This is a genomic window from Desulfovermiculus halophilus DSM 18834 (assembly GCF_000620765.1).
Taxonomy (GTDB): domain Bacteria; phylum Desulfobacterota; class Desulfovibrionia; order Desulfovibrionales; family Desulfothermaceae; genus Desulfovermiculus; species Desulfovermiculus halophilus.
Genome location: NZ_JIAK01000018.1, coordinates 18,668 through 33,245, shown reverse-complemented (window position 1 = coordinate 33,245; position 14,578 = coordinate 18,668). Strand labels below are relative to the sequence as shown.

The 14,578-nt window shown below is 56.3% G+C and carries 16 protein-coding genes; 11 read left to right on the top strand and 5 right to left on the bottom strand.

Annotation, left to right across the window (positions count from 1 at the left end):
* Positions 1 to 7 precede the first annotated feature (7 nt).
* The 3 genes from N902_RS18755 (at position 8) to N902_RS17285 (ending at position 2,399) form a co-directional block, all read left to right on the top strand.
* Positions 8 to 325, top strand: coding sequence for an HD-GYP domain-containing protein (locus N902_RS18755; protein ID WP_051564484.1), 318 nt, complete (start codon positions 8 to 10; stop codon positions 323 to 325).
* A gap of 493 nt (positions 326 to 818) precedes the next feature.
* On the top strand, positions 819 to 1,106 hold the full coding sequence (locus N902_RS19680; protein ID WP_153304185.1) for a hypothetical protein: 288 nt from the start codon (positions 819 to 821) through the stop codon (positions 1,104 to 1,106).
* 162 nt (positions 1,107 to 1,268) lie between these two features.
* Positions 1,269 to 2,399: a DEAD/DEAH box helicase gene (locus N902_RS17285; protein WP_034622443.1), complete on the top strand. Its 1,131-nt coding sequence runs from the start codon at positions 1,269 to 1,271 to the stop codon at positions 2,397 to 2,399.
* A gap of 77 nt (positions 2,400 to 2,476) precedes the next feature.
* Here the strand turns inward: N902_RS17285 and N902_RS0109650 are convergent, their stop codons facing one another.
* Complete coding sequence (locus N902_RS0109650) at positions 2,477 to 3,589, bottom strand: pyridoxal-phosphate-dependent aminotransferase family protein (RefSeq protein ID WP_027370777.1); 1,113 nt, start codon at positions 3,587 to 3,589, stop codon at positions 2,477 to 2,479.
* Positions 3,590 to 3,961: 372 nt separating this feature from the next.
* On the opposite strand from N902_RS0109650, the gene N902_RS0109645 reads away from it, so the two are divergent.
* The 5 genes from N902_RS0109645 to N902_RS17280 all read left to right on the top strand — a co-directional run bounded on the left by N902_RS0109645 (position 3,962) and on the right by N902_RS17280 (position 7,013).
* A complete protein-coding gene (locus N902_RS0109645; RefSeq protein WP_027370776.1) occupies positions 3,962 to 4,141 on the top strand; it encodes a rubredoxin-like domain-containing protein in 180 nt (59 codons plus the stop codon).
* Positions 4,142 to 4,353: 212 nt separating this feature from the next.
* Positions 4,354 to 4,863, top strand: a complete 510-nt coding sequence (locus N902_RS0109640) for a hypothetical protein (protein ID WP_027370775.1) — start codon at positions 4,354 to 4,356, stop codon at positions 4,861 to 4,863.
* 20 nt (positions 4,864 to 4,883) lie between these two features.
* A complete protein-coding gene (locus N902_RS0109635; protein ID WP_027370774.1) occupies positions 4,884 to 5,519 on the top strand; it encodes a TetR/AcrR family transcriptional regulator in 636 nt (211 codons plus the stop codon).
* Between the two features lie 131 nt (positions 5,520 to 5,650).
* Positions 5,651 to 6,145, top strand: coding sequence for an FAD-dependent oxidoreductase (locus tag N902_RS0109630; RefSeq protein WP_027370773.1), 495 nt, complete (start codon positions 5,651 to 5,653; stop codon positions 6,143 to 6,145).
* A gap of 94 nt (positions 6,146 to 6,239) precedes the next feature.
* Positions 6,240 to 7,013 (top strand): NlpC/P60 family protein, encoded by a 774-nt coding sequence (locus N902_RS17280; protein WP_051564483.1) that lies wholly within the window; start codon positions 6,240 to 6,242, stop codon positions 7,011 to 7,013.
* Positions 7,014 to 7,043: 30 nt separating this feature from the next.
* Here N902_RS17280 and N902_RS0109620 read toward each other — a convergent pair whose 3' ends face one another.
* The 3 genes from N902_RS0109620 to N902_RS0109610 are packed head-to-tail and all read right to left on the bottom strand — an operon-like array spanning position 7,044 to position 10,334.
* A complete protein-coding gene (locus tag N902_RS0109620; RefSeq protein WP_034622441.1) occupies positions 7,044 to 7,985 on the bottom strand; it encodes an alpha-L-glutamate ligase-like protein in 942 nt (313 codons plus the stop codon).
* 1 nt (position 7,986) lies between these two features.
* Entirely contained in the window at positions 7,987 to 9,507 is a 1,521-nt protein-coding gene (locus N902_RS0109615) for an inactive transglutaminase family protein (protein WP_027370771.1), read from the bottom strand.
* Positions 9,504 to 10,334: a putative ATP-dependent zinc protease gene (locus N902_RS0109610; RefSeq protein WP_027370770.1), complete on the bottom strand. Its 831-nt coding sequence runs from the start codon at positions 10,332 to 10,334 to the stop codon at positions 9,504 to 9,506. Before N902_RS0109610 ends, N902_RS0109615 begins: the two co-directional genes overlap by 4 nt.
* A gap of 354 nt (positions 10,335 to 10,688) precedes the next feature.
* Between N902_RS0109610 and N902_RS18750 the strand changes: the two genes are divergently transcribed.
* The 3 genes from N902_RS18750 to N902_RS0109595 are packed head-to-tail and all read left to right on the top strand — an operon-like array spanning position 10,689 to position 12,324.
* Positions 10,689 to 11,918: a tyrosine-type recombinase/integrase gene (locus N902_RS18750; protein WP_051564482.1), complete on the top strand. Its 1,230-nt coding sequence runs from the start codon at positions 10,689 to 10,691 to the stop codon at positions 11,916 to 11,918.
* 8 nt (positions 11,919 to 11,926) lie between these two features.
* Positions 11,927 to 12,115 carry a type II toxin-antitoxin system HicA family toxin gene (locus N902_RS0109600; RefSeq protein WP_027370769.1) on the top strand — a complete coding sequence of 63 codons (189 nt, stop codon included), beginning with the start codon at positions 11,927 to 11,929 and terminating at the stop codon, positions 12,113 to 12,115.
* Positions 12,112 to 12,324, top strand: coding sequence for a type II toxin-antitoxin system HicB family antitoxin (locus N902_RS0109595; RefSeq protein WP_027370768.1), 213 nt, complete (start codon positions 12,112 to 12,114; stop codon positions 12,322 to 12,324). The genes N902_RS0109600 and N902_RS0109595 overlap by 4 nt, the downstream gene beginning before the upstream one ends.
* A gap of 81 nt (positions 12,325 to 12,405) precedes the next feature.
* Here N902_RS0109595 and N902_RS0109590 read toward each other — a convergent pair whose 3' ends face one another.
* The gene (locus tag N902_RS0109590; RefSeq protein WP_027370767.1) at positions 12,406 to 14,562 is read right to left on the bottom strand and encodes a 3'-5' exonuclease; all 2,157 of its coding nucleotides are present in this window, start codon (positions 14,560 to 14,562) and stop codon (positions 12,406 to 12,408) included.
* Between the last annotated feature and the right edge of the window lie 16 nt (positions 14,563 to 14,578).

The window sequence follows — 14,578 nt, the reverse complement described above, 5'->3', positions numbered from 1 at the left end:
GAAGATCATGCGCCAGCATGCAGAAAAGGGGTATCGCATAGCCCAGGAAACAAATGATCTGGCTGGAATCGCCGATTTGATACTCAAGCACCACGAGCGCTGGGACGGCAAGGGGTATCCCCTGGGACTGGCCGGGGAGGATATCCCTGTTGAATGCCGGATTCTGGCCATTGTGGATTCATATGACGCCATGACCAACGACCGGCCGTACCGGAAAGCGCTTCCTGTTCAAGAGGCGCTGGAGGAGATCGCAAGGTGGTCCGGCACCCAGTTTGACCCTCATCTGGTGAGTCATTTTCTAGAGATTATGTCCGCAGAAAAGTAGCTCCTGGGAGGTTCTTCAACGTAGTCTGTGGATTTTTGGAGTTTGCCATTTCTTCTGTGTGCCCACTTTCGGCCCGGTATTTTCTAATTCCCGCCAAAGGGGGATCCCTGCCCCCTCCCGGCTACTCACGTGCAGGTCACTGCTTTCTGTTTGACGAAAGCTTATCATACACGTGAGTGCCGGGTTTCCCCCTTTTGGCGGGACCAAGAAAATGTGCGGGCCTGCCGCTTACGGCACATAGAAGAGACGGCAAACTCTTATGTATGCAATTCCACTTTCTGTGTCGAAGAGCCCTCTGGGGAGAACCCCGGCCGGGATGGCGGCGGTTGGAGATCTCCCGGGGGTGCAACAGGCTATTGACATCAGCTTCGTTTTGGATCATAACCCATTGCAAGCGAGTTCACTGAAATCCCCACCCTGATGCAATAAGACCAGCGGTTCTCTTGGGTATTTCAGAGCCGACACAGGTCGGCGCTTTGGTTGCAGCACCGGCATGAGCAACCAAAAGACGATGCCTTTGGAATGGTCTTTTCAGGGGAATCCCCCCGGCTTCGGCCATTTATCTCTTCACTATCAAGTGCCTTGCACCATCATTGCGTTCCCTGCTTATGGACGCCTCCCGCATGAATTGCAGCTGATCACTTGCACTGAAGTCCCTGGTATCCAGCTTGCCGATCATCTTCCCGGCACAATCCGGGAAGATAGTCACGCACGATCCTCGCTGTCAGCCGGATCCGATCCGGCTGAACCGAACTGGACGTCCGCTGTGCAAAGCGGCTGATGTATCCTCAGTCCCCGGTTTTTTTTGGATTTTGCACCCAATGGTGCGGCAGTTCAGGGGAAAAGGGGGATGCTTTTGGGCCGCAGGCACGGAGGCTGAGGTACGCACAATGTAACGCATGTGGATTGAGGCGAAATATGCTTCAAACACTAAGGAGCAGCAATGAACTTTTCCGAATGTCACTTTGACCCAAAAATTCAGGCCGGAATCAAGGCCTGCGGATACACAACAGCGACTCCCATCCAGAGTCAGGCCATATCCCCCGCCCTTGAGGGCAGGGATGTCATGGGGCTTGCCCAGACCGGGACCGGAAAGACGGCCGCCTTTGCCCTGCCTATTCTGGAAAAGCTTGTTCACGGCCGTCGAGGGCGGGTCCGCAGTCTTGTCCTGTCCCCGACCAGGGAGCTTGCCGAGCAGACCCTGGAGGAGTTCCAGGCCCTGGGCCGGAAGACCGGGTTGCGGGCCGTGTCTGTGTACGGAGGGGTGAGCAAGTTCGGGCAGGTGTCCAAAATCCGTTCCGGTGCGGATATCGTTGTGGCCTGTCCGGGCCGCCTGCTGGATCTCATGCAGGACAGGGCAGTCGATCTGTCCAGGGTTGAATTCCTGGTCCTGGATGAAGGGGACCGGATGCTGGATATGGGGTTCATGCCCGATATCCGGAAGATTATCCAGAGCCTGCCGACCAAACGGCAGAACATGCTGTTCTCAGCCACAATGCCTCAGGACATCAACCGGCTGGCCGAGGACATTCTCAATGACCCGGTCCGGATCAAGGTGGATCATGAGCGCCCTCTGGAATCGATCACCCAGTGCCTCTACCCAGTGGAGCGGATGCCCAAGCCGGAGATGCTCCTGACCCTTTTGAAGCAAAAGCAGGAAGAGGCAACCCTGATCTTCACCCGGACCAAGCACATGGCCACAAAACTGGCCAAGCGGCTCAATTCAGCCGGATTTCAGGCCCGGGACCTGCAGGGAAATATGTCCCAGAACAACCGGCGCAGGGTCTTGGACGGGTTCAAGAAAGGCAGCTTTACAATCCTTGTGGCCACGGATATCGCATCCCGGGGGATCGACGTGGCCCGGATCGACCATGTGATCAATTACGATATGCCGGATACTGCCGAGGCCTATACCCACCGTATCGGGCGGACCGGCCGAGCCAGCCGCTCCGGAGAGGCCTCAACATTCGTAGAATCCGCGAACTACGGGCTGGTCAAGGCAATTGAGCGCAGACAGAAACAGCGACTGCTGAGGAAGAGACTGACGGGGGCCTCCCGGCCCGCCGGTCGCTAAGAACGCGGGCCCGGACAAGTATTTTCAGGGTGCAGACAAAAGGGCGGGTCGATTCGACCCGCCCTTTTTGCATTCGGCTAGCCGATTTCCTGCTTCAAGGCCTCCAGCAGGCGGTGCACGTTTTCCGGCCGGGCGGTGTGCCCCATGAGCCCGATGCGCCAGATCTTCCCGGCCAGAGGGCCGAGTCCGGCACCGATCTCAATCTTGTGCTTGGTCAGCAGGTTGCTCCGAATTCCGGCCTCGTCCACCCCGGCAGGGATCTTCACCGAGTTGAGCATGGGCAGCCTGCTTTGCTCTTCGACCAGCATGTCCAGCCCCAGGTCGGCCAGGCCCTGAACCAGCAGCTTGTGGTTTTCCAGGTGCCGGGTATACACGGCGTCCAGGCCTTCCTCCAGGATGACCTGCAGGGCCTGATACAGGCCGTAGTGCATGTTGATGGGAGCGGTATGGTGATAGGCCCTGGAGGCGCCCTTCCAGTAGGACATGATCAGGGTCAGATCCAAGTACCAGTTGGGGACCTTGGTCTTTCTGGCTTCCAGCTTGGCCACTGCCTTGGGGGAAAAGGAGAGCGGAGCCAGGCCCGGGGGGCAGGACAGGCATTTCTGGGTGCCGCTGTACAGGGCGTCAATACCCCAGTCGTCCATGCGGATCTCAATGCCGCCCAGGCTGGTCACCGCATCCACCAGATAAATAGTCTCCGTGCCCCGCAGCAGTTCCCCGATTTCGGCCACAGGATTGAGGACGCCGGTGGATGTCTCGGCGTGGACCACGGCCACAATGGCGTACTTCTTGTGGTCAAGCTTGGCTTTGACCTGATCGACGCGCACAGGAGTGCCCCACTCGAACTCCAGGGTGTCCACGTCAGCGCCCAATCGACCGGCCACATCCTCCATGCGCGTGCCGAACACACCGTTTTTGATGATCAAAACCGGATCGTCTTTCTCGATGAGATTGACAAAGGCGGCCTCCATCCCGGCCGAACCGGTTCCGGACATGGGGATGGTCAGCTCATTGCCGGTATTTAGGACAGTGCGCAGGCGTTCCTTGATCTCATCCATGATTTTGATGAAGTAGGGATCCAAATGTCCGATGGTGGGTTTGGCCATGGCCTGAGACACAGACGGGGGCACGCTGGAAGGACCGGGCCCCATGAGCAGGATCTCCTGGATATTGTCAAGCAGATTGTGCATACAAAAACTCCTTGAACAGCTGCGGTTGCACCTGAGATTTGGTTACATGCGAAGACACGTCCACAGCCAGCTATAATTCGGAACAGGTTGAAGGTCAAAGAGGCGCACGGTTGGCCGAATGTTCATACCCCGGCTCCTCAGCTGCCCGGGGATGGGCAAGGTCCCCTGAACTTTGGGAAGGGGGCTGAACCATTACGTCATGGGCGTTGACAGTATGTGCCGATATGCCTAGCGTAGCAGTATGGTGCAGGCCATGGCGGGACTTAGAGAATGTGCGGGCCTGCCGCTTACGGCACACAGAAGAGACGGCAAGCTCTTATGTATAAAATTCCACTTTCTGTGTCTAAAAGCCTGTATTCTTAGGAGGATGTTATGACTGTGTGGAAATGCTCTGAATGTGGACATACGATCCAGGAAGCCGTGCCGCCGGAGACATGCCCGAGCTGCAGGCAAAAATGCGAGTTCGTGGATGCGTCCTGCTATACCCCGGATTGCGGAGGGCCGGATTCAGGAAATATCAACCCGGACATTGCCAAAGAGCACAAGAAATAAACCAGACGGCTTCATTGCCCAGTGGCCGGCGCCGTGGTTTCAGGCTGCAGGGGAGTGCACATGAGTCCGCTGAATTCGTTCAGGGATCATTCGCTCCCCTTTGTGCGTGCTCCGGCTGGGATGCAGGTGCAGACAGACATATGCTATGTGCGGGCGGTCTTTCGAATGGATTGGCCCTGGACATACGCTGATTCAACCCCAAGGAGGCGGGTATGGACCTGGAACAAGCGATAAGGACAGCCCTGGAGTATGAAAACAGGCTTCGGGATATCTATTTACAGGGAGCACAGGAGACTCAGGATCCCAAGGGGAAAGAGATTTACCAGAAGCTGGGGGATGACGAGCAGAGTCATGTAGACTATCTGGAGCACAAGCTGCGGGAGTGGAAGGAAACCGGACAGATCACGGTGCAAAAGCTGCAGTCAACGATTCCCTCCTTGGAAGCCATTCGGGTCCAAGCATCCAAAGTATCCACATATATGTCCAAGAAAGACAGCGGGCTTCAGGAACAGCAGTTGAGCAAGGCCCTGGAGGTGGAGAAGGAAACCAGCAGATTCTATGAACGGATGAGTGCAGAGCTGCCCGAGGATGGGCGGGCCATGTTCGCCAAGTTCCTGGAGATTGAAAATGCCCATGTTGAAGCGGTTCAGTTCGAGCTGGACGTTGTCACCCACAGCGGGACCTGGTTCGGATTTGAGGAGTTCGATCTGGAAGTGGAGTGATGCCGGCCACGGGGCTGAGTATGAACGGGAATAAAGTAATTTCCACCAATACCCATGCCCAGGTCAAGAAGAAGCTGGTTGCAGCCGTTGGCAGGCTGTTGGCCAGGGTGGGGTTTTCCCGCCTGAACGAGGACCTGGTGGTGGAAGAGGCCGGGGTCAAGCGGATAAATATCTTTCGTTTCTTTGGCGGTCTTCCCGGGCTGGTATCTGCATTCGGGGAGTCCGGAGACTTCTGGCCGAGCACTTCGGAGCTGCTTGCGGAGACTGCGGCGGATTTTCCGGATCTGACCCCGGAAGAGCAGATGTCCGCTTTTTTCAAAAGCCTGTTGACTTGCCTCAGACGCAGGCCGCAGACCCTGGATATCCTGGCCTGGGAGACCCTGGAGCGAAATGAACTCTCCCGGCGTCTGGAGGACATCCGGGTTCGGACCGCTTTGGAGTATTTTGAGCATCTGCATGGTGAGATTCCCGACGATATCGATCTTTCGGCAGTTGTCGCCTTGCTGGCCGGGGCGGTCTTCTTTTTGAGTGTCCAATCCCGGAACATGCGCACATTCGGAGGGATAGACCTACAGTCCGATGCGGGCTGGAAGCGGATTGAACAGGCAATAGAGCTTTTGATGCGCGGCTCTCTGTCCGGACCAGGAAAAGCGTAGCCCTTTGTTTGATGCCGGCTTTTGCTGGCTGCATACAAAAATGAACAGCAAGCTTTACAATAGCCCGCATCCCACCGGTGAAGAGAGCTTGATCCCGAGCGGATGCGGCTGATCTCCCGCAGCGGGAGGCAATGGGAGTTCGACGTCTTGATCTGGATGCAGGCATTGTGGTCGACGATTTTCTGCAGACCAGCCGGCCGGGCATCTTCGCCTGCGGCGATGTTGCGCAGGCCAGGGAGCTCTTGTCCGGGGAGCGCCGGATCCTTGGACTGTATCCCGTGGCAGTACAGCAGGGCTGGATTGCGGGCAAGAATGCCCTGGGCCGAAGACTGGCCTACCGGCCTCAGCCGAGCATGAACTCCCTCAAGGGGTTGTCCTTTCGGCTCATGGTTGTCGGCAGACAGCAGGGCGAGGCAATCGTGGCCAGGGGAAAAGACTGGCTCCGCAAGCTCTACCTGCAGGACGCAAAGCTGCAGGGTTTTGTCCTGTTAGGACAGGTTTCGCAGGCTGGGATGTACATGGATCTTCTGCACCGGCAGCGTCCCCTGAAGACAGCAGAGCTCCTGGGCCAGGGAACGGGAGCTGGTCCCGGATGCAGGCTTCCGGGAACCTGGGCTGCCGGGTAAGTCCATGCCAGACTCCGTGCCTGGAGGAAAGAGCCCGGACCTTGTCCTGGTATAAGGTGGATCCGGCACATATTTGTTGCAGAAAGGAATCTCAATGCTCAGAGGAGACCAAGCATATTCTGGCTTCCGATCCTGGGGACTGCTGCTGGCGTTCTTTGCCGCCATGGTTCTGGTCTCCGGCTGCGGGGGGAAACAGGTCCCGTCCAGCTCTCCCCGGGAGCATCCAGACTCCGGGACCCGGCTTTCCACCCTGGGATACACCATCCAGTTCGGGGCCTTTGCTCAGCCTGGCAATGCCCGCAGATTGACTGCAAGGCTCGAGGGGCAGGGTCTGGAGGCCTACTACTTTCAACAGGAGGGACTGTACAAGGTCCGGTTCGGCGACTTTCCCACCAGAGATGCTGCCGAACGCAAGGCCCGGAGGCTGCAGAATACGGGACATATTCGTGAATACTATGTGCTTCGACCCAGAAATACATTTCCGGCCGGACCCAGGCTGGGGGAGCAGATCGTTCAGACGGCCAGGGGATTTCTGGGCATCCCCTATGAGTGGGGCGGCACGCGGCCGGAAGAGGGGTTTGACTGCAGCGGGCTGACCATGGCCACGTACCGGCTGAACGGGTTGAAGCTGCCGCGGACTTCCCGCCAGCAGTACCGGGCCGGTACGCCGGTTGGATCAGAGGAGCTGCAAAAGGGGGATCTGGTCTTTTTTGCTCCGGGAAGCCGGGTTTCCCATGTTGGCGTGTATGCTGGAAACGGCAGGTTCATTCATGCCCCGAGCACGGGGAAAAATGTGCGGATAAGCTCTCTTGGAAGCAGGTACTACCAGAACGCTTTTGCCGGGGGGAGACGCTATATTCGGGAGTGAGACGTGCTGTTGTCTCTTCCAGGGCCTGTGCTAGCCAAAAGTTCGCATGGCAAACTCCACCCGCTCTTCAGGGCTGGGAACAAAATCGGGGTCGATCCTTTCTATCTCCCGCAAGCGGGGCAAGAGACCGATTCCGTTGGCAACCTGAATGGACAGCCCCGGCCGGGCGTTGAGTTCCAGGAGCATAGGTCCCCGCTCAGCGTCCACCACCAGGTCCGCACCGATATACCCCAGCTTGGTAATTTCATAGCTGCGGGCAGCCAAGACCAGAAGCTCCTTCCAGTCCGGGACGGCAATTGTGTCCAGGGACAGGTCCGTGTCCGGATGCCTGGTCACCCGGCGGGAATACTGAACCGCGTGCAGGCATTGTCCGCTGCCGATATCCAGGCCCACGCCCACAGCTCCTTTGTGCAGATTGGCCTTTCCGTCCGAGGCCCGGGTGGAGAGGCGGAGCATGGCCATGACCGGATAGCCGCGGAACACGATGACTCGGATGTCCGGCACTCCGGCAAAGGAGAGCTTCTCAAACATTTCCACCGGGCGGATCAGGTCCTCGATAATGGCCACATCCGGGCTTCCGGCCAGGGAATGCAGGCCGGCCAGGATATTGGATAAGTGGCGTTTGACACCATGGATGTCGATGCGTTTGCCCGATGACTTAATGTAGTGTTCACCGTCCCGGCCGGTTATGACCAGGATCCCTTTGCCTCCGGCCCCCTTGGAGGGCTTTACGGCAAACCCGTCCAGGTTTGCAGCCGAATGCTGGAAATGGGATATCTCGTATTGATAGCGGACGACTCCCTGCAGTTGCGGCGTGGCCAGATGGAACTTTTCGGCCTGCAGCTTGGTCTTGAGCTTATCGTCCACCAGGGGGTAGCGGCTGCGGGTGTTGTAGCGGCTGATATAGGCCACATTGCGGCGGTTCATGCCCAAAAAGCCCTGTCTGCGCAGGGCGGTAGGAAAAATCCACATCTCAGCTCCTGCCTCGCATCACTCCAAAGCGTTTGAGTTCACTCAGCTTGTATCCAGTGTACTGTCCCATGGTCAAAATGGCCGCCAAAAGCACCAGGTGGAGCTCCGGAAAGTTGAAGGTCAGGTGGCGGACAATGTCCATCCGCATGCACAGGTAGGAGACAATAGCCACACTCAGGCTTCCCAGTCCCTGGATGAGCACTTCGCGGCTGCCTTCTTCCTCCCACAAGATGCTCATCCGCTCTATGGTCCAGGCGATGATGATCATCGGAAAGAAAGTGATGGTCAAGCCCAGGCTGAAGCCCAGTTCATGGCCGATGACGCTGATGATGGAGGTCAGAAAAATAACCAGAACGATGAGGGTGGAAATGCGGGCGACCATGAGCAGGTTGAGCTTGGAGAGGTAGCCGCGCAGGACCAGTCCCAGGGCGACGATGAGCAGAAAGGCGGACAGTCCCTGGAACAGCTGGGTCTGCAGAAATGAGAGGGCAATGAGCACCGGCATGAATGTTCCTGAGGTCCGTATGCCGACGATGATGCGCATGAAGGTCACGATCATGGCTCCCAAAGGCAAGAGCAGAAGGAGCTTGAAAACGCTTTGCTCCTCGATGGGCAGGGAATACAGGCTGAAGCGGGAAATCCCGTCCGTATCCTGTTGCAGGCGGGCCAGATCCAGGGCCGGCATGGTCTGGCGGAGCATGGAAAAGCTGACTTCCGAGCTTTCGCCGCCGGTGACGTCCAGCAGGGATTTCCCGGCCCGCTGCCACAAGAGCATATTCTGGGGCAGGCCATGGGCGCCTGTGCGCGGGTCTACCGGGATCCAGTGCTCTGACTCGTAGACCTCCAGGATGGGCTGAAGGGACTGATACCTGCGGGCGTCCCGAAGCTCAAGGCCCATGGAAATCCGGGCCGGAATGCCGGCATGGTTCAGCAGGCGCATGATCAGGGTGGGCAGGGAGTACTGGCTCAGCAGCAGGGACGCGTTCTGGTCCGGTTCGGAGGCGGTCAGCTGCTTGGCCAGCTCCCGGGCCAGGCTGGTGGGTGTGCTGGACTTGGCATAGGCCTGTTCCACCAGCTGATGAGCGGCTGTGGCCTGCAGGGAATCCCAGAAGATCTCTTTCGGTTCAGGGGCTGTTTGGGGCCGCTGTTCTTTTTCATGTTCGGCCTGAGGGTCCGCAACCATCTGGGCCTTGTAGTACAAGGTCTGGGATCCCTGGGCACTGCGCTTGGTCCATTCCGCTCTGCGGCCTTCAGGTCCCTCAATCTCAGCAAAGCCGTATCCTGTTGAGGCAGCCTGTCCGGAGACTTGGCGATACCCGGGCGGGTTGTCGGGGAGATTCAAGCTCACCCGGACCGCTTTGCCCAGGGCCTCGAAGTCCACCCTGGCTTCGATGAGCCAAACAGCTTTCTGCTGCCCGGGTTGCAAGGGGACGTTGAGCTTGGTGTGTCGGAGCCAGGAGAGACTGATCCCGGCCAGGACCAGGATAAAGATGATCAGATAAAATCCGAACCTGGAGTTCATGAGTTGTCTTTTCCACTGCTGGTTTCTTTGGGCAGTGGGGCGAGGAATTCCTTGGCCACGTCCACAACCATGAGATCCCGAAGAATGTTTCGTCCAATCAAGACCTGATAGTCCATATGGCTTCGGTCCTCAAGGGTAAACTCCTCCAGCATCTTGATCCGCCCGATCTGGAATTGCAGCTCGACCACAGGCCGGCGATCGGCTTCATCCTTTGAGGCCTGGATGATCCTTACCCGTCGGACAACAGGCTTCTCCACCTTGTACAGGGTCTCCTCGTTCGGAGCTTGGATCTGAAATCGAACCCACCGCTTTCCATCTCGCTCAAAGACCTGTATCTCCCTGGCATCCAGGGAAGATGTTGTGGCTCCGGTATCAATCCGGGCATGAAAAACACGTCCCGGGGGGGTGAGCCGGACCTTTTCCAGTCTGCCCACAACAAGCTTATCCGTGCCGATGCTTTCCAGAGTGGGCTGCTGCCGTCCCGGGGTGGATTGTGGTTCGGCCTGCAGGCTGTTGTGCAAAGAGGTAAGCTTTGTGTCGGTTTGCACGTGATTCTCCCGGATCTGATCTTCAAGGGAGGCCAGGGCTGATGCGGTCTCTTCACTGGTCTGCTGCAGCAGGCGCTCCTGGCTTTGGATGTGCTCCAGAAGCAGCTCTGTTTCAGTTTTCCCCAGTTCCAGCTGCTTCTCGACGGCGCTCAGCCTGTCGGTGACCCGGCTCAGGTCCTGCTTGGAGAGCAGATAGTTGTTCATCCCGCAGCCGGAAACGGTCCCGGCAAGGAGTACCAAGAAGAGCGCAGGGAGGATGCGAAACGTGGACATGTCCATAAAGCGGCCTTGTTCATTATTTACTATTCCAGCTGGAAACAAAAGACAATACGAAAAAAGAAACCGCAGGGCAAATTGACTGGAGACAAAAAAAGGGGTTGAGAGCCTTATGCTCTCAACCCCTTGATAATCTTGGTAGCGGGGCCAGGACTTGAACCTGGGACCTTCGGGTTATGAGTCTGTTTAATTAGGTCATAAAAGGTAAAAGCCAGGAATACAAAAAGGCCGAAAAATTCTTGCATAACAGGGTGTTCAATGATACTTTACTTTTACTTTTTGGAACTTGAAACCCCTACGTTTTACCCGAAAGGGTGACCCAGGGGTGACCCAAATTTCTTGAATGGAGTGCTCATCATGTCAAACTGGATCAAAGGCAAACTTCCTTATGTGGAATACAGGGTGGACAAGAACAGGCCCAAGGTGGGGGTGAATTTTGATCGGTATTACCGGGTGCGCTTCAAGGCCTTGGGCAAGCTCCATGTCATTGTCTTGGGGCACTGGTCAGCCGGGTGGACCGAGCAAGAGGCGTATAACAAGGCAGAGAAGTACAAGGCCAATATCAAGGCCGGACAGGGTCCACAGAACTGGAAAGAAGAGCAGGAGATGCAGCGGGCCGAGGCTGAGGCTGAGGCTGAACGCAAAAAGCAAGAGGCTGCCAGCAATATCACCTTTGGCAAGTTTTGGGAAAAATACAACAAGGCTCAACAGCACAAAACCGAGAGAACCATGCTCACTGAGCAATCTCACTTCACCTTGTGGCTCAAGCCTGTCCTGGAGCACTTGCCCATGAGGCAGATCAAGCCTTTTCATTTGGAGAAGGTGAAGAAAAATATGTTTGATGCCGGGAAGAGCCCTAAGACCGCCCAATACTGCTTTGCTACCTTTAGGCAGGTATGGAACACAGCCAGGATCAAAGATCTTGTCAGTGGGGACTCACCTACCAGGAAAGTTAAGCTTCCAAGGTTTGACAATAAGCGACTCCGGTTTTTGACTCCTGATGAGGCTGACAAGCTCTTGAAGGCCCTGGCCGAAAAAAGCCAGCAACTGCATGACATGGCCTTGTTGTCACTCCACACAGGGATGCGGGCCGGTGAAATCTTCAAGTTGACTTGGGGTGACGTGAACCTGAATAACGAAACACTGACCATCCGCGACAGCAAATCAGGCAAGACCCGGTACGCATATTTTACCGAGGCCACAAGAGGTATGCTGGAAAGCTTATATAATGGCCAAGCTCCTGATCAGCCCGTCTTTACCTCAAGGTTCGGTGAGAGGGTTACCGAAGTCAGCAACAGTTTTGAGCGGGTTGTGAAAAGCACAGGCCTGAATGAAGGCGTATCAGACCGGCGGCAAAAGGTGACCTTCCATACCCTGCGGCATACCTTTGCCTCTTGGCTTGTCCAGGACGGAACCGACCTCTATGTGGTCAAGGAGCTTCTTGGACACCACAGCATACAACTCACTGAGCGGTACAGCCATTTGCAACCAGACGGACCCAAGAGGGCAGTCAAGCTCTTTGACCAGAAGGGAAACCAGGAGCAGGCGCAGGACCAGGCCAAAGTGATCAACTTGCAGCAAGGATAGGCTGAGACGTGAAGGTCAAAGAGATCATACGGCTTTTGGAACAGGACGGATGGTATCTTGCCCGGACCAGGGGGAGCCACAGGCAGTACAAGCACCCGACCAAAAAAGGCACTGTGACCGTAGCCGGGAAACCAAGTGAAGACTTAGGGCCAGGGACTTTAAACAGTATCCTTAAGCAAGGGGGACTCAAATCATGAAATATCTCGTTGTTATCGAAGAGACGGAAACCGGCTTTTCCGCATATTCGCCGGATCTTCCGGGATGCGTTGCCACCGGGAATACCAGGGAAGAGGTTGAGCAGAATATGCAGGAGGGCATCCTCTTTCACCTGGAAGGAATCCGGGAAGATGGGGAGCAGATGCCTGTCCCAAAGAGTTATTCCCGGACTTTTGATGTAGCAGTTTAGAGCTTTGCCCGGTCTAGCCCCGGACTGATCATCTAGGGGCGAAGAGCCGTTTTCCCTGAGGGCCTGGTCGGGTGATCTATTTCAGGGACAAGTAAGGGGACACGACGCCCCATTCTCCAGAAACACACTCTTCCTCCCAAAGCTGGTGACCACCAACTCTTTCTTGGCCCGGGTGGCGGCCACATAGAAAAGCGCCCGTTCTCTGATCTCCCGGTCTTCGCGTTCAGCATGGTCATCTGTGGATTCCAGGGCGTTTTTTAGGGGCATATCCCCCTCATTAGCCCCGGCAATAATAATGGTATCGAACTCCAGGCCCTTGACCCGGTGCATGGTGGCCAGCCGGAGCCCCCTCGCGTTTCTATCTTCGGCAGCACTGGTCTTGACCGGATAGACTGCAATGCCTCTTTGCTGAAGGGCCTGTGTGTATCGTTTCAACTTGGAGTGGGTCCTGGCTACCAGGCAGGTGGAGGACAAAGTCCCTTCCTGCTCCTTTTTTTGGGCCAAATCAGTCAAAAATTGGCACTCTTGGTCAAATGAATCAAAGTGCTTGATCAGGGGGTCTTTTCCCCGCAACAAAGAGGTCGTTCCCTTTGTATTGTCCTGGCCATCGTCCAGGTCATCTATGGATACTCCTTCCAAGATGCCTGTGGCCCAACGTCTTGTTTCTTCAGTAGTCCGGTAGTTGACCCTTAGCTTGCGACTGCGGCCCACAATCTTGATCCCACAGCGCCCCAGGACCACTTTGTGCCGGTAAATGCGCTGATGTCCATCGCCGACAATGAACAGATCATTCGCCCCTTCCGGGACCATCTGCCGCAGGAGCTTGAAGGCCTGGGTTCCCATATCCTGAGCCTCATCCACTACGAGAGAGGAGTAGGGGAGGCTGATATTTTGGGCCTCCAGGATATGCCGGGCGTCACGCATGGCATCCTCAGGCTCCCGCCAACCGTGTTCACTCAGCTGGAGACGGTATTCTTCAAAAACAGGCCATATAGCCTTACGCGCTTTGCGGTTTAAGGGGATGCCTCGGCCTTTGCGTGAGGCCTGACAGTATTTGGCGAATGTGCTCACCCCTTGGGGCTTAAGGACATTCTCCCATTCTTCGCGATAAAATGTAGCTGGAAAAGCCGGATCGTCCGGAGCAACGGTCAGGGCCAGCTCCCAGAGTGGCTCAGTCTGATCTGAGTAGACAATAGTCGAGGAGTACCCGCACCGTTTGAGAAAATCCGATACCCACTTGTCCAGATTGACCACCTCGATACGGTTCAGCTCTTCTGTACTGCAAATGGTGCGCAGGTTCTCCTGGATATCCGCAGCCAGGTTCTTGGTAAAAGTAGTAAACAGGATCCAGTCCTTGTTTCCGGGAAAGGCCTTGCGGACCAGCCACTTGGCCCGATGTATGGCGGCCACGGTTTTCCCTGTGCCGGCCTCGCCCAGGACCCGGACCGGTCCATTCCAATTTCGTTCCACAATCTTGCGTTGGGTGGGGTGGAGAAATACCCGCCATTTTTCCAAAGGAGCCTGGAGCATAGCCTGGAGTTCAAGATCATCTGTGACCACATGGAAACGCTGCTTGGAATCCGGGTTTTGCAAAGCAGACCGGATATCACGCGTGTCCACATCCTTGGGGGCACTGCCCTTATCCATTTCCTGAAAGACTTCTTCAACTGAAAAACCCTCAGCCAAAAAGAAAAGGGCCTCATAGGCCTCCTGCGGCAGGACGTCCAGCATGTCGTCCAGCTCGTGTTGTTTGACTATCCGGCGGACTCTGGGCAGCAGTTCCTGGGGAACACCCAGTTGGACCAAATGCCGGTCCCGGATCCCGTCAAACAAGCCAGCAGCCTCAGGTGCGATTGTAGTCTCCTGCTCCTCAGATGATTCCTGGTCAGCCTGCATAGCCTCATAAACTTGCAAACTGCCGGTATCCGGATGCACGGCGCATTTCTTCCGTCTGGCCCAGGCATAGGCCTGGTCATGCTGATCTACCCAAAGCAGGACATAGATATTGTCTTCCTCAGGTTTGAGCACAATGCCTCGATAGCTGTCGTCGATGCGCACAGAGCGAAAGCCAGGATTGCCTGCATCCTGGATCTTCTCAAAATTGATCCCGGGCATGTTCGGGTCCTGGCGAAACTTGGACAGAAAGCTGATCGTCTTGTTTTGCACCTTTTTCGGCAATCTGGAGTATGCGGTGAAAAAGTCGCTGGATATGGCCACTGTTGGTTGCAGTTGATTCATGTTATTGCTCCGGGCC